This is a genomic window from Scandinavium goeteborgense (assembly GCF_003935895.2).
GTDB lineage: Bacteria > Pseudomonadota > Gammaproteobacteria > Enterobacterales > Enterobacteriaceae > Scandinavium > Scandinavium goeteborgense.
Genome location: NZ_CP054058.1, coordinates 596,870 through 615,127, shown reverse-complemented (window position 1 = coordinate 615,127; position 18,258 = coordinate 596,870). Strand labels below are relative to the sequence as shown.

The 18,258-nt window shown below is 58.7% G+C and carries 15 protein-coding genes; 7 read left to right on the top strand and 8 right to left on the bottom strand.

Annotated features, from left to right (window positions below; all coding sequences use genetic code 11):
* Nucleotides 1–102: 102 nt before the first annotated feature.
* A complete protein-coding gene (locus A8O29_RS03730; RefSeq protein ID WP_125355302.1) occupies nt 103–867 on the bottom strand; it encodes a siderophore-interacting protein in 765 nt (254 codons plus the stop codon).
* A gap of 101 nt (nt 868–968) precedes the next feature.
* A complete protein-coding gene (locus A8O29_RS03725) occupies nt 969–2,489 on the bottom strand; it encodes a methyl-accepting chemotaxis protein (RefSeq protein ID WP_125355301.1) in 1,521 nt (506 codons plus the stop codon).
* A 370-nt stretch (nt 2,490–2,859) separates the two neighbouring features.
* On the opposite strand from A8O29_RS03725, the gene ygjG reads away from it, so the two are divergent.
* Nucleotides 2,860–4,239 (top strand): putrescine aminotransferase, encoded by a 1,380-nt coding sequence (ygjG, locus tag A8O29_RS03720; protein WP_168713894.1) that lies wholly within the window; start codon nt 2,860–2,862, stop codon nt 4,237–4,239.
* Between the two features lie 90 nt (nt 4,240–4,329).
* On the opposite strand, the gene lsrG is transcribed toward ygjG, so the two are convergent.
* Genes lsrG through lsrA form a run of 6 tightly spaced genes read right to left on the bottom strand, consistent with a single transcriptional unit; the run spans nt 4,330 to nt 10,048 of the window.
* Complete coding sequence (gene lsrG / locus A8O29_RS03715) at nt 4,330–4,626, bottom strand: (4S)-4-hydroxy-5-phosphonooxypentane-2,3-dione isomerase (RefSeq protein WP_125355299.1); 297 nt, start codon at nt 4,624–4,626, stop codon at nt 4,330–4,332.
* Nucleotides 4,623–5,510: a 3-hydroxy-5-phosphonooxypentane-2,4-dione thiolase gene (lsrF, locus tag A8O29_RS03710; protein WP_174081218.1), complete on the bottom strand. Its 888-nt coding sequence runs from the start codon at nt 5,508–5,510 to the stop codon at nt 4,623–4,625. Before lsrF ends, lsrG begins: the two co-directional genes overlap by 4 nt.
* 11 nt (nt 5,511–5,521) lie before the next feature.
* Nucleotides 5,522–6,535 carry an autoinducer 2 ABC transporter substrate-binding protein LsrB gene (gene lsrB, locus A8O29_RS03705; RefSeq protein WP_125355298.1) on the bottom strand — a complete coding sequence of 338 codons (1,014 nt, stop codon included), beginning with the start codon at nt 6,533–6,535 and terminating at the stop codon, nt 5,522–5,524.
* Nucleotide 6,536: 1 nt separating this feature from the next.
* Nucleotides 6,537–7,529 carry an autoinducer 2 ABC transporter permease LsrD gene (gene lsrD, locus A8O29_RS03700; protein WP_125355297.1) on the bottom strand — a complete coding sequence of 331 codons (993 nt, stop codon included), beginning with the start codon at nt 7,527–7,529 and terminating at the stop codon, nt 6,537–6,539.
* Complete coding sequence (lsrC, locus tag A8O29_RS03695; RefSeq protein ID WP_125355296.1) at nt 7,530–8,564, bottom strand: autoinducer 2 ABC transporter permease LsrC; 1,035 nt, start codon at nt 8,562–8,564, stop codon at nt 7,530–7,532. It lies immediately after the preceding gene.
* On the bottom strand, nt 8,561–10,048 hold the full coding sequence (gene lsrA / locus A8O29_RS03690; protein WP_125355306.1) for an autoinducer 2 ABC transporter ATP-binding protein LsrA: 1,488 nt from the start codon (nt 10,046–10,048) through the stop codon (nt 8,561–8,563). The genes lsrC and lsrA overlap by 4 nt, the downstream gene beginning before the upstream one ends.
* Nucleotides 10,049–10,265: 217 nt before the next feature.
* Between lsrA and lsrR the strand changes: the two genes are divergently transcribed.
* The 6 genes from lsrR to A8O29_RS03660 all read left to right on the top strand — a co-directional run bounded on the left by lsrR (nt 10,266) and on the right by A8O29_RS03660 (nt 18,239).
* Nucleotides 10,266–11,237, top strand: a complete 972-nt coding sequence (lsrR, locus tag A8O29_RS03685) for a transcriptional regulator LsrR (protein WP_125355295.1) — start codon at nt 10,266–10,268, stop codon at nt 11,235–11,237.
* A gap of 37 nt (nt 11,238–11,274) precedes the next feature.
* The gene (gene lsrK / locus A8O29_RS03680) at nt 11,275–12,855 is read left to right on the top strand and encodes an autoinducer-2 kinase (protein WP_125355294.1); all 1,581 of its coding nucleotides are present in this window, start codon (nt 11,275–11,277) and stop codon (nt 12,853–12,855) included.
* A 155-nt stretch (nt 12,856–13,010) separates the two neighbouring features.
* Nucleotides 13,011–14,000 carry an alpha/beta fold hydrolase gene (locus A8O29_RS03675; protein ID WP_125355293.1) on the top strand — a complete coding sequence of 330 codons (990 nt, stop codon included), beginning with the start codon at nt 13,011–13,013 and terminating at the stop codon, nt 13,998–14,000.
* Between the two features lie 49 nt (nt 14,001–14,049).
* Complete coding sequence (locus A8O29_RS03670; protein ID WP_125355292.1) at nt 14,050–14,790, top strand: response regulator; 741 nt, start codon at nt 14,050–14,052, stop codon at nt 14,788–14,790.
* Nucleotides 14,787–16,091 carry an ATP-binding protein gene (locus A8O29_RS03665; protein WP_125355291.1) on the top strand — a complete coding sequence of 435 codons (1,305 nt, stop codon included), beginning with the start codon at nt 14,787–14,789 and terminating at the stop codon, nt 16,089–16,091. The genes A8O29_RS03670 and A8O29_RS03665 overlap by 4 nt, the downstream gene beginning before the upstream one ends.
* Nucleotides 16,092–16,217: 126 nt before the next feature.
* Nucleotides 16,218–18,239, top strand: a complete 2,022-nt coding sequence (locus A8O29_RS03660) for an NADPH-dependent 2,4-dienoyl-CoA reductase (RefSeq protein WP_125355290.1) — start codon at nt 16,218–16,220, stop codon at nt 18,237–18,239.
* Nucleotides 18,240–18,258: the final 19 nt, after the last annotated feature.

Sequence of the window (18,258 nt, the reverse complement as noted above, 5' to 3'; positions counted from 1 at the left end):
CCCTCTCCCTGAGGGAGAGGGAGAAAACCAAACCCGCTCCACACAGTTCCCTCTCCCTGTGGGAGAGGGCCAGGGAGAGGGGGCGTGTGAGGCCCACGTTAATCACTTCTTATGCCAATACGCCTGCGAACGCACCAGCTGCGGGTCCATCGCGTCGGTGACAAAGCCATCCAGCCATGATTTCACCGCCGCGCCTTCGCCGGTCAGCCAGAGGAAATAATCTTCCTGCGGCACATTCAACGCCGCCAGTTTATCCGCCACCGCCTGCTCGCTGTGACCCACCACCCAGTCGATTTCAAACCCGCAATCGGCCAGATAATCCTGATACGCCGCATCGGCGACGGTCACAATGGCTTTCACCTGTGGACGCACCGGCAACTCGCGCAGCGCGGCCAAACGACGCTGTAGCGCAGGCATTCCCGATTCGTCGCACACCAACAGCTGCCAGGCGTAATCTTCCGGCACCACCAGCGATCCACGCGGGCCGCCGATCGTCAGGGTGTCACCCACCTTCGCCGTGATCGCCCACTGGCTGGCAAGGCCGCCATCGTGAATGAAGAAATCGTACGCCAGCTCATGTCGTTCGGCGTTGTACAGCGGCGTGTAATCGCGCGACTGCGGGCGTACACCCTCGCCCCAGACAATGCCCTCGTCGGTGATGGTCGGCGGTGAAAAATGGCTGCCCGGCTGCGGGAAAAACAGCTTGGTATGGTCGTCAAAACCGGCCGAGGTGAAACCCTCCAGCGCCTCGCCGCCCAGCACGATACGCTGGAATGCCTGGCTGATGCGCTCTACGCGCAGGACGGTCAGCTCGCGGAAACGCAGTTCATTGCGCACGCGCTGCGGGTATTTTTTCTGATGGCTCATTGGGGCATCTCATCGTTTATTTTGGTTGTCATTAATCGTAAATGATAATGATTTACAACAAAACCAAAAGTGCATGATGTGCTTTCTGCCCCACAACGGGATTAATGCAGCACCGTGACCGCATCCTGTAAGCGTCCGGCACGGTGTTTAACCATCGCCGACACCTGAGCACTTTCTTCCACCAGCCCGGCGTTTTTCTGGGTGATGGCGTCCAGCTCCGCGACCGCGCGGGTCAGGTCCGACAGCCCCTCTGCCTGCTCCGAGGTCGACAGGCTGATTTGCGCAATCAGCCCGGTGACGTTGCGCACCTGGCTGACAATATCGTCCATCGTTTTCCCGGCCGCGTGAACCTGATCGGAACCCGACTGCACCTTGCTGGCGCTGGCGTCGATCAGCTTGCGGATATCGTTGGCGGCGCTGGCGCTGCGGCTGGCCAGATGACGCACTTCTCCGGCGACCACCGCGAAACCCTTGCCCTGCTCCCCCGCGCGTGCCGCTTCGACCGCCGCGTTCAGCGCCAGAATGTTGGTCTGGAACGCGATATCGTTGATAAGTTTGGTGATTGAACCGATGCGCTGCGTGCTGTCGGCAATGTCATCCATGGTTTTGACCACCGTGTGCATCGCCTGGCCGCCCTGCGTCGCCGCCGCGCTGGCGGCGTTTGAAAGCTGGTCAGCCGCCGTCGCCGTTTGCGCATTATTCTGCACCGAGGCCGCCATCTGGCTCATGGTCGCCACCGTTTGCTGGACGTTCGCCACCGACTGGCGCGTGCGTTCATTCAGGTCGTCATTGCCTTTCGCCAGGGTTTCGCTGCCCTGACGCACGCTCGCCACCTGGCCGGAAACATCATGGATAAGCCAGCGGCACATCAATCCGAGTTGCCCTACCGAGCGCAAAATCAGCCCAAGTTCGTCGCTACGGTTAAGATGCGTCACGCTGTTACGCTCGCCAGTCGCCACGTTCAGCGCCTGACGGGCGACATTTTCCACCGGGCGCACAATCTGCCATTCGATCATTGCCGTCCCGATGAGCAACATCAACGTACTGACGCCTATCGCCAGCCCGTGCGAACCCGTCACTAGCTGGGAAGCCGTCAGCAGCAGCCACAGCAGCGTCATCAGCCCCCGCACTCGCCAGCGCAACGCCATTGCCGGCAGCTTTCCCCACCAGCGTTTGCTCACCACCAGACCTTTCCGCACGCGTTTCGTGCTGCGGCCTTCGTTCAGCGCTTTATACAACGGCTCCACCGCCGCAATCTCTTCCGGCTGGGCTTTGGTGCGAATCGACATGTAGCCGCTAATTTTGCCGTCGCGCACCATCGGCGCTGCGTTGGCCCGCACCCAATAATGGTCGCCGTTCTTGCGGCGGTTTTTGACGATTCCGCTCCACGGCTCGCCCTGCTGAAGCGTGGCCCACATATCGGCAAACGCCGCCTTCGGCATATCCGGGTGGCGCACCAGGTTATGCGGCTGCCCGGTCAATTCTTCCAGGCGATAACCGCTGACTTGCACAAACGTGTCGTTGGCGTGGGTAATGTGGCTTTGCAGGTCGGTGGTGGACATCAAAGTGGTGTCATCATCGAGCGTATAATCACGCTGCGTGACAGTAAAGTTGGATGACATTCGCGCGTCCTTTACAGGTTCATTGGTTATTAATTTTTCTCTTAATTGTTATTTCGGCGATAACCACTTTATCTTTAATTGTTAAAGTTGATGCAGATCGCAATTTGGCTTTAATCCCTAATATTGGTAGGCCTTCACCCGAACAGTGCAGCGGCTGCACCAGCATGATCCACCCGTTCAATAAAATGAACGTTCTGGTCCTGAATGCTCAGGAGTAAAAACCGCCGAAAAGTTATGGGAATGATTAAATTTTGTAACCAGAGGCTCCGCACAGGCGTTTATCCCGATTTTTGCGTTCCGCTGCTGGCTGGCGTAATCCCTGCAATACTTAAATCAGTATCATGTGATACGCAGTGTCCAGGAGCATATTTTGAACAGGTTACCTTCCAGCGCCTCGGCTTTGGCCTGCAGCGCGCACGCATTGAATCTCATTGAGAAGCGCACGCTTGATCATGAGGAGATGAGAGCCCTCAACCAGGAGGTCCGGGAGTACTTTAAAGAGCATGTGAATCCGGGGTTTTTGGAGTATCGCAAGTCTGTCACTGCAGGCGGGGATTACGGAGCCGTAGAGTGGCAAGCGGGCAGTCTGAATACGCTTGTCGACACCCAGGGACAGGAGTTTCTCGATTGTCTGGGTGGCTTTGGTATTTTCAACGTGGGGCACCGTAATCCAACAGTGGTTTCCGCCGTACAGAATCAACTCGCAAAACAACCGCTTCACAGCCAGGAGCTGCTCGATCCGCTTCGGGCGATGCTGGCGAAAACGCTCGCCGCGCTGACGCCGGGCAAACTGAAGTACAGCTTCTTCAGCAACAGCGGCACCGAGTCCGTCGAGGCGGCGATTAAGCTTGCCAAGGCGTACCAGTCACCGCGGGGCAAATTTACCTTTATTGCCACCAGCGGCGCCTTCCACGGCAAATCGTTGGGCGCACTGTCGGCAACGGCGAAATCGACGTTCCGCAAACCGTTTATGCCGTTGCTGCCGGGCTTCCGTCACGTGCCGTTTGGCGATATCAGCGCCATGCGTTCCGTGTTGAGCGAATGCAAGAAAACCGGCGACGATGTGGCGGCGGTGATCCTTGAGCCGATTCAGGGCGAAGGGGGTGTGATTCTGCCACCGCAGGGTTATCTGCCCGCCGTGCGTAAGCTGTGCGATGAGTTTGGCGCGCTGCTTATCCTCGACGAAGTGCAGACCGGCATGGGTCGTACGGGCAAAATGTTCGCCTGTGAGCACGAAAACGTGCAGCCCGACATTCTGTGTCTGGCCAAAGCGTTGGGCGGCGGCGTGATGCCGATTGGGGCGACGATCGCCACTGAGGAAGTGTTCTCGGTGCTGTTCGACAACCCGTTCCTGCACACCACCACTTTTGGCGGTAACCCGTTGGCCTGTGCGGCCGCGCTGGCGACCATCAACGTGCTGCTGGAGCAGAATCTGCCCGCGCAGGCGGAACAGAAAGGCGACATGCTGCTGGACGGCTTCCGTCTGCTGGCGCGTGAATACCCGGATCTGGTGCAGGAAGCGCGCGGGAAAGGGATGCTGATTGCGATTGAGTTTGTGGATAACGAAATCGGCTATAACTTTGCGAGCGAGATGTTCCGCCAGCGGATCCTGGTGGCCGGCACGCTCAACAATGCCAAGACTATTCGCATTGAGCCGCCGTTGACGCTGACCATCGAACAGTGCGAGCAGGTGATTAAAGCCACCGGTATTGCGCTGGCCGCGTTGCGAGTTTCCGTGGAGCAGGACTGAGGAAAGTTGCTTAAATCATTGCCCGGTGGCGCTGCGCTTACCGGACCTACAAAAACTCGTAGGCCCGTGCAAACGCAGTATCGCCGGGCTTTAAACCTCTGGCAATAACCCGACAAAACTGCGTTTCTTGCGCGGCTCCGACATCATCGCATCAAGCTTTTCTACGCACGCCAGATAGTGCGCCGTCTTCTTGTGCGCCTGCACCGCCGCATCGTCCTTATACGCTTCGTAGATATAAAATCGCGTCGCGACGTCCGGGTCCTGCAATACGTCAAAGCGCAGATTTCCCGGCTCGGTCAGCGCGCCTTCGTGGTTGGCGCGAAACACGTCGAGAAACTCATCCACCCGTTCCGGTTTGATGTTGATCTCCACCAGCGTCACATTCATGGCTGCTCTCCCTGTTTTTCTTCTTGCCAGAACTGATACGCCTCGCGGGCGTTCATGTTCTCATGCACCACTTTTTTCACCGCTTTGAGCATCGCCAGCGGCGCGCTGGACTGGAAGATATTACGCCCCATATCCACGCCCGACGCGCCCTGATCAATCGCTCGCCAGCACATATCCAGCGCGTCGTCTTCGGGCAGCTTTTTGCCGCCTGCAATCACAATCGGTACCGGACAGCTGGCGGTGACTTTTTCAAAACCCTCTTCCACGAAGTAGGTTTTGACGAACGTGGCCCCCATTTCTGCCGCAATTCGGCTGGCCAGCGAGAAATAACGCGCATCGCGGGTCATCTCTTTGCCGACGCCCGTCACCGCCAGTACTGGCATGCCGTAGCGGTTGCCCGCGTCCACCAGTTTGATGATGTTGCTGATCGACTGATGTTCGTATTCGCTGCCGATATACACCTGCGCCGCCACCGCCGCGACGTTGAGCCGCAGCGCATCTTCCATCGCCACCGCCACGCACTCGTTCGACAGTTCACTTAAGATTGAGTTACCGCCGGATGCCCGCAGCACCACCGGTTTGTTGGTCGCCGCAGGCACCTGACTGCGCAAAATACCGCGGGTGCACATCAGTACATCGGTTTCGCTAAACAGCGGCGCAATCGACAAATCGATGCGCTCCAGACCGGTGGTCGGCCCCTGAAAATAGCCGTGGTCAAACGCCAGCATCACCGTGCGGTTGCTGTGCGGATTAAATATCCGCGCCAGACGCGACTGCATGCCCCAGTCCAGTGAACCGCAGCCTTTCAGGGCATATACCGTATTCTTCTGCGGGCGGTCGAGCCCGAAATCTTTCCCGTCTTTGATATCGTCTAAATCAGCCATTTTCCCCTCCCTCAGAAATCGCATTTGCCAATGTTCTCTTTGGTGAACACCACGCGCTCCGGCAGCAGCACAATGCCGTTGCCCTTGGCTTCATACTGATAACCTTGCACGCTGTTCGGCTCGACTTTCAGGTCGCCGATGCCTTTCACCGCCACGCTGTCGCCCACGTTCAAATCGCCTTTTTTCAGCAGGTGATTGGCGACGTTAACCGCAATACTGCCCTGCTCGACCACATCCCACAGACCAAAGGCTTTCACCGTGCCGCGCTCGACGTACGGACGCATCACGTTCGGCGTGCTGAAGCCGACAATCGCCACGCCCTGACGCTTGAGGTTTTCCGCCGCCTGGGCCGCAGCCGGAAGCGCATTGGCGTCCGGGGCGATGATCGCATCGAGATCCGGATACGCCTTCAGAATGCCTTCGGCTGTTTGCAGCGATTTGGTGGCATCGTTATAGCCAAACTGGGTCGTGACCACTTGCCATTGCGGATGGTCTTTGGCGATTTTAGCCTTGGCCTCTTTCACCCACTGGTTCTGATCGGTGACGGTTGGGCTGGAATAAAAGAACGCCACTTTGGCATTCGGTTTGGTGACTTGCTTTCCAGCCATATCCACCAGCAGGCCGCCGAGCTGTTCCGGCGTGCCCTGGTTGATGTATATGCTGCGGCATTCCGGCTTGGTGTCGGAATCCCAGGTCAGCACTTTGACGCCGCGCTGCATCGCACGTTTCAGCGCCGGGCATAAACCGTCCGGCGAGACGGCGGAAACGATAATCGCGTTGTAGCCCTGATTAACGAAGTTATTGATAAGCTGTACCTGGCCGGAGACACTTGGCTCCGTTGGGCCATCGTAGGTGACATCCACGCCGAGCTGTTTGCCCGCCTCTTTCGCGCCGTTGCCGCCGCTGGTGAAGAAACCGACGCCCACCAGTTTCGGGATAAACGCAATTCTGTCCGCCGCCTGTACGACAGCCACGCTCATTGCCAGCGCCAGGGCGCTCACCTGCACACACCGTTTTGCTTTCATCTCATGCTCCGATTGATTTGCGTGAACTAAGCCGACGCCACACCATGCGTACCGCTTCACGATGCAGACTCAGCGAACGTCCCATGACCACCACCACCAGCAGCGCCCCCGAAAGCGCACTCGACACCTGGTTGGGAATACCGACCATCTGTAAACCTTGTTGCAGATACCCCACCAGCAGCGCCGCCAGGGCCGTACCGATAACCGAGCCGGAGCCGCCATATATGTTGGCCCCGCCGAGCACCGCCGCGGTCAGCGCGGGCATCAGTAAATCGCGACCCAAATCCGAACGGGCCGAACCGAAATAAGAAACCAGCACCAGCGCTGCAATGGCCGACGCCAACCCGACCAGACCGTACAACACGTACGGCATACCGTTGACGGAGAGCGCCGCATAGCGCGCCGCGCGCGGGTTCTGCCCGAGTAAAAAGAGATGACGCCCAAAGCGCCCGCGATGGGCGAGCAGCCAGAAGAAAAAGGTGATGACGATAAACAGCACCAGCGGAACGGGCAGGCCGAACAGCGTCAGGTTAGCGAAGGCAGTAAAGCTATCCGGGAAGCCACCGATACCTTCGTAGCCCGTCGCACCCGCCATGCCGGAAAGCAGCAGCGCCGCACCGCCGTAGAGATACAAGGTGCCGAGCGTAATCACCAATGGGCTAATGCCGGTGTAATGAATCAGCGCCGCGTTCACCAGGCCGCACAGCACACCGAGCAGCAACGTCAGCGGAATGGCGACGCTCATCGGCCAGCCCGCCTGCATCATCACGCCAAGCGCGATAGCGCACAGACCAATGGTCGAGCCGAGCGAAATATCAATCCCGCCGCTGATGATCACCAGCGTCAGCGGCAGCGCCACGATGCCGATGCAGATAAAATCGCTGGTGCTGAACAGCAGCATATTCACGTCGAGCATCCGCGGGTTCAGCGTTCCGAACAGGCCAATCTCCAGCACCAGTAAAATCAGCAGCGCGCTTTCCCAGTTAAGCTTCATTTACGCCACCTCTTTGTTTTTACGTTTCGGAAAGGAGGCGATGTTCTTTCCCCCTTTATTGCCCGGCTGGAAACGGCTGTATTTGAGCGCGCGCTGGTGACGGGTCAGCGCCTGACGCAAACGCCCGTCGAGCACCAGCACGCCCAACAGCACCAGTCCGGCGATGAAGTCATTCCACCACGCCGGAAGCTTGAACAGCACCAGCACGGTATCGATTTGGGTCAGGAAGAAGGCGCCAAGAAATGCGCCCAGCAGCGTGCCAGTACCGCCCAGCAGCGACACGCCGCCGAGCACGCAGGCGGCGATGGCTTTCATCTCCAGCCCGCTGCCAGTCTGGTTCGGAACGAAGCCAATCTGCGCGGCAAAAATAATCCCGCCGCAGGCGGCGAGCATTCCGTTGAAGGTGAAAGCCAGCATCCGGGTGCGGTTGACGCCCACGCCGAGCTGGCGAGCGGCGGCCAGGTTATCGCCCACCGCGTAAAAATCACGCCCGAAAGTCGTCCGCGCCAGCAGCCATGCGCCCGCGAGTAGCACCACCAGCACCAGCCAGCCGAGCGGCGACACGCCAACGAATGCCGGTTCAGAAAGGGATTTCAAGCTGTCAGGCAGTCCTTCAATCCACTTCCCGCCGGTCCAGAGCAGCATAATGCCGCGATATAACCCGAGCGTGCCGAGCGTCGCGACAATCGCCGGAATACGCAACCCGACCACCAGTAAGCCGTTGAACGCCCCGGCCAGCGCGCCAATCGCCAGTGCGAACACAATGGCGACCGGCAAACCGTAGCCGCTGTTGAGCGCCACGCCGACCGCAATCGCGCTCAGCCCGACGGTCGACCCCACGGAGACGTCAATGTTACGCGTGAGCATCACCAGTGCCGCGCCGATCGCCAGCAAGCAAAGGATCTGCGCACTGGAAAAGATCATCGCCAGAGTCTGTAGGCTAAAGTACGACGGATTCAGCGCAATCAGCACCGCGAACAGTGCCAGAATGGCGAGGAACGCGCTCAGCTCGCGGTTCTTCAGCAACGTTTTCATACCTGCCCTCCGAACGCTAAGGTCATCATCCGATCGACGCTGACCGCCTGTTTGTTCAGTTCCCCGCTCATTCGCCCCTGATGCATTACCAGCACCCTGTCGGCAAGGCCCGGAAATTCATCCAGATCGCTGGAGATCATCAGCACCGCGACGTTCTGCGCTGCCACGCTTTTCAGCAGTTGGTAGATATCTGCCCGGGCGGAAACGTCCACGCCACGCGTCGGTTCATCGACGATCAGCAGCAGCGGATTCGCCTCCAGACAGCGCGCCAGAAGGACCTTTTGCTGATTGCCGCCGGAGAGCGTACGCACCGTTTGATCCGCGTGATTGAGTTTGATCCCCAGCGCCCGGTGGTAGCGCTCCACCACCGCCGCCTCGCGTTTGCCTTCCTGCCACAGCGACGGCTGGTTAAACATCACCGTGTTCCAGCGCACCGGCGCATCAAGAAAAAGCCCGGACACCTGCCGGTCTTCCGGCAGATATACCAGGCCGCTCGCCAGCCGCGCGCGGGTACTGTCCTTGCTGTTTTCACGATTTTCCAGCCACACACGCCCGGCCCTGACTGGGCGCAGGCCGTACAGCGTTTCGGCAAATTCAGTGCGCCCTGATCCCACCAGGCCCGCAAGACCTAAAATCTCCCCGGCGCGGATCTCAAGACTCAGATCGATAAACCCTTCGCCTGTCAGATCCTCGACGCGCAACACCGGGAAATCCTGCGGCTGCGTACGGCGATTACCCGGCAGCGCCAGCCACAGCTTTTGCGTATCACTCAGGGCGTTATCACGACAGGCGGGCGTCATCGCGGCGATCAGCTCGCCGTCGGTGTGATCCGCGGTGTCGCCACTCAGCACGATTGCGCCGTCGCGCATCACCGAAACATGGCTGGCCAGCGCGCGGATCTCGGGCAATTTGTGGGAGATAAAGACGATGCCCACGTCGAGCGCCTGCAAAGATCGCACCTGGCGGAATAGCCGTTCTGTTTCACCGGGCGTTAATGACGCAGTGGGTTCATCGAGGATCAGGATCTGCGCATCACGCATCAGCCCACGTAAGATCTCCACCATTTGTTGATCCGCCACCTCCAGAGTACTGGCCGCGGCCTGGAGGTTTATCTGGCAGTTCAGCTGCTGCAATTTTTCCGTCAGCCGGGCTTCGGTATCCGGTTTGCGCGGCAGGCGAAAAAGGATGTTTTCCTGCACCGTTAAGTTGGGAAACAGCATCGGCTCTTGCGGCACCAGGTAAATGCCAAGTTGATGCGCCTGGCCCGGTTTCAGCCGCGCAAAAGGTTTGCCGTTTATCCGAAGTTCACCGTCGTCCGGCGTTTCCACCCCGGCAACTATCTTCATCAGCGTCGATTTTCCCGCCCCGTTGCCGCCCATCAGCGCGTGCACCTGGCCGGAAAAGAGCGTGAAATCAATGCCCTTTAGCACAGCAACGCCAGAAAATTGCTTGCGTATATTGCGAGCTTCAATCAGTGGCTTCATCATCACGCCTCGGTTGAACAAATGATTTTTAGAATTAATAATGTTCAAAAGCGTAGACCGTGAACTATATTTACAACCGTGCAAGGATCACAGTTTTAGCCTTTCGATCGCTTAGCACGGGCTGTAAGTAAAGAATGATCGGTTTTGCCAGTGGCTTCACATTTTCAGTCCGCGCAACTGCGAACATATGATCTAGATTTTTATAAGAGTTCAATTTATGAGCGAAAAACGCATTACGGAAGAGAGCCGTTACGCAGGTCTGGCGCTGGCGGAAGAAGAGCTGGTGGCACGAGTGGCCTGGTGCTATTACCACGACGGCCTGACCCAGAACGATATTGGCGAGCGGCTTGGGCTGCCGCGACTCAAGATTTCACGGTTGCTCGAAAAAGGCCGCCAGTCCGGGGTTATCCGCGTGCAGATCAACTCCCGCTACGAAGGCTGTCTGGCGCTGGAAACTGAGCTTCAAAAGCGCTTTAACCTGAAAATGGCCCGGGTTCTGCCCGCGCTAAATACCTCGCCGATGAACGTGCGGCTAGGGATTGGCGCCGCGCAGTCGCTGATGGGCGTGCTCGAGCCTGGCCAGCTGCTGGCGGTGGGGTTTGGTGAGGCGACCATGAGCTGCATTCAGCATCTCAGTGGGTTTATCGGCTCGCAGCAAATCCGGCTGGTGACGCTGTCCGGCGGCGTAGGGCCGTATATGACCGGCATCGGCCAGCTGGATGCGGCATGCAGCGTAAGCATGATCCCGGCACCGTTACGCGTTTCCTCGCCGGAAGTGGCGGAGATCCTGCGCCGTGAATCCAGTGTGCGCGATGTGATCCTCGCGGCGAGTGCCGCCGATGCCGCCGTGGTTGGGATCGGCGCTATCGATCAGCGACGCGATGCGACGATCCTGCGCTCCGGCTATATCAGCGAGGGCGAACAGCTGATGTACGCGCGCAAAGGCGCGGTCGGCGACATTCTGGGCTATTTCCTGCAAGCGGATGGCGAACAGGTGGAAGGGCTGGAAATCCACCGTGAATTGCTTGGCGTGACCCTTGATGAACTGGCGCAGTTGCCGACCATCGTCGGTGTCGCCGGGGGAGAAGAAAAAGCGCAGGCCATTTACGCGGCCCTCATCGGCAAGCGGATTAACGGCCTGGTAACGGAAGAGACAACAGCACGCGCGGTGCTGTCGCTGGCGGGATAACCGCCGCGCGCCGCGCGATAACAGCGAGGCGCACGTCATGAGTTACCTTTTAGCGTTGGACGCAGGCACCGGCAGCATTCGGGCGGTGATTTTCGACCTGGCAGGCCGGCAGATTGCCGTCGGACAGGCGGAATGGAAACACCTGAGCGTGGAAAACGTCCCCGGCTCGATGGAATTTGACCTCAACACCAACTGGCAGCTCGCCTGTCAGTGCATCCGTCAGGCACTGGAAAACGCCCATCTGAGCGCCGCCGATATTCAGTCTGTCGCCTGCTGTTCCATGCGCGAAGGGATCGTGCTGTACGACCGCAACGGCGACGCCATTTGGGCCTGCGCCAACGTCGACGCGCGCGCCAGCCGCGAAGTCTCTGAGCTGAAAGAAATCCACGATTACCGTTTTGAATCCGAAGTGTATGACGTCTCCGGTCAGACGCTGGCGCTTTCCGCGATGCCGCGCCTGTTGTGGCTCGCCCATCATCGCCCGGATATTTATCGTAACGCTGCCACCATTACCATGATCAGCGACTGGCTAGCAGCAAAGCTTTCCGGCGAGTTGGCAGTCGATCCGTCTAACGCGGGTACCACCGGGATGCTTGATTTATTCAGCCGCGACTGGCGCCCGGCGCTGCTGGACATGGCCGGGCTGCGGGCCGACATTCTCTCGCCGGTGAAAGAAACCGGCAGCGTGCTGGGGGCCGTCACTAAACAGGCGGCGCAGCAGTGCGGCCTGCGCGTCGGCACGCCGGTGGTGATGGGCGGCGGCGACGTACAGCTGGGTTGTTTAGGATTAGGCGTGGTGTGCCCCGGCCAAACCGCGGTACTCGGCGGCACCTTCTGGCAGCAGGTGGTCAATCTGCCGGAGGTGCGCACCGACCCGGAGATGAACATTCGCGTTAATCCGCACGTCATTCCCGGCATGGTGCAGGCCGAGTCGATTAGCTTCTTCACCGGGCTAACAATGCGCTGGTTCCGTGACGCGTTTTGTGCCGAAGAAAAGCTGATCGCTGAACGGCTCGGGACCGACACCTATGCCCTGCTGGAAGAGATGGCGAGCCGCGTGCCGGCGGGCTCCCACGGCGTGATGCCGATTTTCTCCGACGCGATGCATTTCAAGCAGTGGTATCACGCCGCGCCGTCGTTTATTAACCTCTCCATCGACCCGGAAAAATGCAATAAGGCCACGCTGTTCAGGGCGTTAGAAGAGAATGCGGCGATCGTCTCGGCTTGCAATCTCGCGCAGATTTCGCAATTTTCCGGGGTCACTTTTGACAGCCTGGTATTCGCAGGCGGTGGTTCAAAAGGCGCGTTGTGGAGCCAGATTTTAAGCGACGTCACCGGGCTGCCGGTGCGTGTGCCCGAGGTCAAAGAAGCCACCGCGCTGGGCTGCGCGATTGCCGCCGGAACCGGCGCGGGGTTGTACTCCGATATGGCGAGCACAGGGGAAAAACTGGTGAGCTGGAGCCGGGTCTTTACCCCGAACCGCGCCCATCGCGAGTTGTACGACGGCATGAAAGAAAAATGGCAGGCGGTGTACGCCGACCAACTGGGCCTGGTCGACAGCGGATTAACCACGTCGATGTGGCAAGCGCCGGGGCTTGGGAAACGCGCGCCCCTCTGAAGGGCGAACAAAATAGTCGGCCACTTTGTATCGCAATGTATCTCTCCGTTGGTGGGATACACGCGCATGCAAAATTCGCGATTTTGAACACAAGCCCTATACATCCTGATGATGAAATAGCTCCGTCAACTCAAATACCTTATGGAGCTATTATCATGTTCAACAAACTGACCCTGTCCTCACTGGTTGCTGCACTGTCACTCAGCACTGTCGCCGCCTGCCAGGCCGAGGCGACCACTTTCGACTTCAATCATCAACAACATATTGCGGCGGGTGTACTGAACGTCGGGTATGTCGATATCGGCCCTAAAAACGGTCAGCCGGTTATTCTGCTGCATGGCTGGCCATACGATGCCCACAGCTTTGCCGATGTCGCCCCCGAACTGGCTCGCCAGGGTTATCGGGTGATCGTCCCGGATCTGCGCGGTTTTGGCACCACCCGCTTTATCTCGGCAGATACGCCACGTAACGGGCAACCGTCTGCGCTGGCGAAAGATGTGGTCGACCTGATGGATAAGCTGAACATCAAACAGGCCGTACTGGCAGGCTACGACTGGGGCGCACGTACCGCAGATATTGTTGCCGCGCTGTGGCCTGAACGGGTCAAAGCCCTGGTGTCCGTTAGTGGCTATCTGATCAGTAGCCAGCAGATTGGCGAAAAACCGCTGCCGCCGAAAGCGGAACAGCAGTGGTGGTATCAGTTCTACTTTGCAACGCCACGCGGCGCGGCTGGCTATGCACAGAACACTCACGACTTCGCGAAACTCATCTGGCAGCAGGCCTCACCGGGCTGGAAATTCAGCGATGCCACCTTTGATGTCAGCGCTAAATCGCTGGAAAACCCGGACCATGTCGCCGTCACGCTCAGCAATTACCGCTGGCGTCAGGGGCTGGAAAAAGGCGAAGCGAAATATCATGTCTATGAGCAAAAACTGGCCGCACTGCCCGCCATCAGCGTCCCGACCATTACCATCGAAGGCGATGAAAATGGCGCTCCGCATCCTGACCCGAAAGCCTATGCCTCTAAATTTACCGGAAAATATCAGCACCTGACGTTTACCGGCCACATCGGTCATAACCCACCGCAGGAAGCCCCGCAGGAATTTGCCAAAGCGGTGGTGGATGCCGATGCGCTGGCACGTTAAAAGCAGCTATGCTTTTTCCCAGACGTCATTTCATTGTCAGGAGCTGCGGGTGGATCATATTGACACGATTCTGGTGGTCGACGATGACCGCGATATTCGCGAACTGGTTGTCGACTACCTGATCAAATCCGGCTATCGCGCCACCGGGGCGGCGAATGGCAAAGAGATGCGCGCCATCCTGGATAAGCAGCATATCGACCTGGCGGTGTTAGATGTGATGATGCCCGGAGACGACGGCCTGACCCTGTGCCGTCAGCTTCGCAGCGGCGAATACAAGGACTTGCCGATTCTGATGCTGACCGCTCGCAGCGACGACACAGACCGAATTATCGGTCTGGAAATGGGCGCCGATGATTATGTCGTCAAACCCTTTGTGGCGCGTGAACTGCTGGCGCGGATTAAAGCAATCCTGCGCCGTTTTCGCACTTTGCCCCCCAATTTACAGGTGAGTGAAGCCGGGCGTTTATTAGCATTTGGCGACTGGGTACTGGATACCTCAACCCGTCAGTTGCTGGACAACGACGGCACGCTGGTTGCCCTGAGCGGCGCGGAATACCGGCTTCTGCGGGTGTTTCTCGATCATCCCCAGCGGGTGCTGACCCGGGATCAGCTCTTGAATCTGACGCAGGGGCGGGACGCGGAACTGTTTGAACGCTCTATCGATTTGCTTATCAGCCGCGTACGTCAGCGTCTGAATGACGACGCACGTACTCCGGCGTACATCAAAACGGTTCGTAGCGAAGGTTATGTTTTGTCGATGCCGGTCACGATCAAAGAGCGCCGCGAATGACGCTGTGGCCGCGGTCATTGCTCGCGCGGCTGAGCCTGGTCGTGCTCGCGGGACTCCTGCTCGCGAACGCTCTGAGCCTGTCGCTGGTGATGCTTGAGAGAACGAGCAGTGTGCGTAACTTGATGCTCGGCAATCTGGAATATGACGTTGCCACCAGCGTGGCTATCCTTGATCGTCTGCCTGCGGAAGAACGCGCGGCCTGGCTGCCGAGGCTGGCGCGTGGCAATTATCATTATCTGCTCGGCAACGGGGAGCCGGGCGAAGCCCCCACGGACAGACGTTCTCAGGATGCGATTCGGTCGCTAACAGAGACGTTAGCGGGGCAATACCCGCTGCGTTTCACCGCCGTTTCTGGCCCGATTTCACACATTCAGGCGCACATGACTTTGCACGATGGCGCGCCGTTAACGCTTGATCTTATTCCGCATATGCCCCCTGTCGCCCGTTGGCTGCCAGTGGTGATGCTGATTCAGCTCACGCTGGTACTGCTTTGTGCCTGGCTGGCAGTACGCATGGTGATTCGCCCTTTCACCCGCTTCACCCATGCGGTAGATAACATGCAACCCGCCTCAGGTGAGGTGCGAGATTTACCGGAACAGGGGCCGAAAGAGGTGCAGCAGGCCGCACGCGCCTTTAACGCGATGCAGAACCGAGTCCAGAGCCACCTGAAAGAGCGAGCGCACATTCTCGCGGCCATTTCTCATGATCTGCAAACGCCGATAACGCGCATGAAACTGCGTATCGAAATGGCCGACGACGAGATATTAGGTGAAAAGCTGATGCAGGATCTCAACAGCATGACGCAACTGGTGCGCGAGGGTATCGCCTACGCGCGTTCATCCGATAGGCTGGAAGAGCCGCGCCAGCGCATTGCGCTTCCGGCCTTCCTCGATAGCCTCACCTGTGACTATTCCGATGTGGATCAGGCGGTGGCATTCACCCGCGAGGTCGCGTCATTGACCCTCTCCACCCGTCCCCAGGCGCTGCGCCGGGTGATGACCAATCTCATCGACAATGCGCTTAAATATGGCGGCAACGCAGAGGTCAAGCTGATGCATCCCACTGCGCAATGGGTACAAATTACCGTCTGCGATAACGGAGAAGGCATTCCCGAAACAGAACTCGAAGGGGTGCTGCAACCGTTTTATCGGATTGAAAACTCACGCAACCGCACTACAGGTGGCACCGGCCTGGGGCTGGCGATTGCCGCACAACTGGTTACGCAGTTAGGTGGCCAACTGAGCCTGCAAAATCGCACGCAAGGCGGCCTGCAGGTCAGCATCACGCTGCCACTCGACTAAGAATCGGTCGGGAATTTGACCCCTATCACAATCGCCGCATGCCCCCTTTTCCCTTTTGCGCCGTGAGCGCTAGATTAGTAACTCATCCGACCACATAACAATAATTTTACATTTGGAAGCGCGATTATGAGCCACTACCCGTCGTTATTCGCCCCGCTCGATCTGGGTTTTACCACGCTGAAAAACCGCGTCCTGATGGGCTCGATGCACACCGGGCTGGAAGAACGCCCGGACGGAACCGAACGGCTGGCGGCCTTTTATGCCGAGCGCGCCCGTCATGGCGTGGCGCTGATTGTGACCGGCGGCGTGGCCCCCGCGCTGTCTGGCGTGGGGATGGAAGGCGGTGCGGTGCTTAACGATGCGAACCAGCTGGCCCATCATCGCCCCGTGACCGATGCGGTGCATCAGGCTGGCGGTAAAATCGCGCTGCAAATTCTCCATACCGGGCGCTACAGCTATCAGCCGCGTCCGGTCGCGCCGTCAGCGTTGCAGGCCCCGATCAACCGTTTTAAACCTCACGCGCTGACGCATGACGAAATCCTGGTACTGATTGACGACTTCGCACAATGTGCGCTGTTGGCGCGGGAAGCCGGTTATGACGGCGTGGAAGTGATGGGTTCGGAAGGCTACTTAATTAACGAATTTCTTGCCGCCCGCACCAACCAACGCGACGACCAATGGGGCGGCGACTGGGCGCGCCGTATGCGCTTCGCTGTGGAAGTAGTGCGTGCGGTGCGCGAACGGGTGGGCGAGGAATTCATCATCATCTATCGCCTGTCGATGCTCGATTTAGTGGAAGGCGGCGGTAATTTTGACGAAACCGTCGAGCTGGCGCAGGCCATCGAAGCGGCAGGCGCGACGATCATCAACACCGGGATCGGCTGGCATGAAGCGCGGATCCCGACCATTGCCACGCCGGTTCCGCGCGGGGCATTTGCCTGGGTGACGCGCAAGCTGAAAGGCAAGGTAACGATCCCGCTGATCACCACTAACCGGATTAACGATCCGCAGGTCGCAGAAGACATCCTGAGCCGTGGAGATGCCGACATGGTGTCGATGGCGCGACCGTTCCTTGCCGATGCCGAACTGCTTTCGAAAGCACAAAGCGGTCGGGCGGATGAGATCAACACCTGCATCGGCTGCAATCAGGCCTGCCTCGATCAGATTTTTGTTGGCAAAGTGACGTCCTGCCTCGTGAATCCGCGCGCCTGCCATGAAACGCGAATGCCGATTGTCCCGGCGACGACGAAAAAGAATCTGGCCGTCGTCGGGGCCGGGCCAGCCGGACTGGCATTTGCGGTTAACGCCGCCGCGCGCGGTCATCAGGTCACCTTGTTCGATGCCGCGAGCGAAATCGGCGGCCAATTCAACATTGCCAAGCAGATCCCTGGCAAAGAGGAGTTTTACGAAACGCTGCGCTATTACCGCCGGATGATCGAGCTGCACGGCGTGAAGCTCGAACTCAACCGCTTTGTCAGCGCAGAAGATCTCGTCGACTTCGACGAAACCATTCTCTCAACCGGCATTGAACCGCGTATGCCCGCTATCGAAGGCGTTGATCATCCTAAAGTGCTGAACTACCTCGACGTACTGCGGGACAAAACCCCCGTCGGGAACAGCGTGGCGATTATCGGCTGCGGCGGCATCGGTTTTGATACGGCGATGTATTTAAGCCAGCCCGGCGAAGCCACCAGCCAGAATATTGCCGAGTTCTGCGTGGAATGGGGGATCGACACCAGCCTGCAACTGCACGGCGGTTTACGCCCGGAAGGGCCGCAGCTGCATAAAAGCCCGCGCCAGATTGTGATGCTGCAACGTAAGGCCAGTAAACCTGGCGAAGGGCTCGGCAAAACCACCGGCTGGATCCATCGCACTACCCTGCTCGCCCGCGGCGTGAAAATGTTGCCGGCGGTGAGCTATGAGAAGATCGACGACGACGGACTACATGTGACGATCGGCGGTGAACCGCAGCTGCTGGCGGTGGATCATGTGATTCTCTGCGCCGGACAAGAGCCACGCCGGGATCTGGCGGATCCATTACGCGCCGCAGGAAAACCGGTGCATCTGATTGGTGGCTGTGACGTGGCGATGGAGCTGGATGCTCGCCGGGCTATCGCCCAGGGCACGAAGCTGGCGCTGGAGATTTAGTGTGAATGGCTGACACCTC